At 73.1% G+C, this 1248-nt stretch carries 2 protein-coding genes; both read left to right on the top strand.

Going from position 1 to position 1248, the window contains the following annotated elements; translation table 11 throughout:
* Window positions 1-637 (top strand): M48 family metalloprotease (locus tag K0M70_RS13570; RefSeq protein WP_343211218.1); only part of this gene is annotated, 637 nt, incomplete at its 5' end.
* A complete protein-coding gene (locus K0M70_RS13575) occupies window positions 634-1215 on the top strand; it encodes a hypothetical protein (protein WP_290782812.1) in 582 nt (193 codons plus the stop codon). The genes K0M70_RS13570 and K0M70_RS13575, both read left to right, overlap by 4 nt.
* The last annotated feature ends 33 nt before the right edge of the window (window positions 1216-1248 follow it).

Genomic DNA, 1248 nt, shown 5'->3' on the forward strand with positions numbered 1-1248 from the left:
GTCGCAGTTTTCCCGCGAGGCCGAGCGCGAGGCCGACCAACAGGGCTTCGCAGCGGCCGTCGGCCAGGGCTACGAGCCCGCCGCCGGGACCCGGCTTTGGCAGCGCATGAAGGCCGAGGAAGACGCCCGCGGCTACGGCAAGCCGGTTCCCGTATTCGCCAGCCACCCGCGCACCGCGCAACGGCTGGCCGACGTGCAGGCGGCCGCCCTGGGACATGGTGCAGGCGGCATGTCCGGACGCGAGGCCTACCAGGCCGCCGTGCGGCCGTTCCTGGTGCAATGGCTGGAGGGGGAGCTTTCCCGGCGCATGTACGACACTTCGGTCCGGGTGATCGGCGACCTGCGCGCCCTGGCCGACCCCGAGCTCGAGGCGACCTATACGTTCTTCCTGGCCGAGGCCTTCCGTCGCCGCGGCAGGGACGGCGACGCGGCGCGCGCGCAGGCCCTTTACGAGGAGGCCGTCGCCCTGCCCGATGCGCCGGCCGGAGCGTTTCGCGAACACGGCATGGCGCTGCGCGCCCAGGGCGACCGCGACGGTGCCGGCGCAGCCTTCCAGCGCTACCTGGCGCTGGCGCCGGAAGCCGGCGACGCCGCGTTCGTGCGCCAGTACCTGGCGGAAATGGAGGCCACACCTTGATCCGGTGCCTGGTTCGCACCGCCCTGTTGGCGGCCGCCCTGGCGCTGCTGGCCGCCTGCGGGGGAAATCGCCTGCAGAAAGCCGGCCAGGCCTCGGTGTTCAACCTGCAGATGACCACCGACCTGGACTGGGCCCGCGTCAGCGCCCCCCGCCAGGAGCAATGGACCGTGGACGGCGCGGCGCTGAACCAGCTGATGATCCTGTCGCGCATCCAGCCGCGCGAACACGTCTTCCTTCGCGCCAAGGAGCGGTCCTGGCGACCCGACGGCCCGTGGTTTCGCGCGGGCATGCGCCCCGACGAAGTGCGCGATATCGTCGTCGACGGCCTGCGCGGCGCCGGTTGGGCCAACGTGCAGGCCCGCCAGCTGCGGCCCGTGCGCTGGGGAGACGCGCCGGCACTGCGCTTCGACCTGGACCTGGACAACCCCAACGGCCTGGTTTACCGGGGCCTGGTGACCGCCGCCGAACGCGAGGGCCGGCTGACGCTGCTGGTGTGGATAGCCCCGGCCGAGCATTACTACGGCCGGGACGCCGAAGCGGTGGGTCGGATGTTCGACAGCCTGCGGTTCGCGGTTTGAGGCCGGGGGGGGGGGGGGGGGGGGGGGGGGGGG

It is taken from the genome of Arenimonas sp., from assembly GCF_019459675.1.
Classification (GTDB): domain Bacteria; phylum Pseudomonadota; class Gammaproteobacteria; order Xanthomonadales; family Xanthomonadaceae; genus Arenimonas.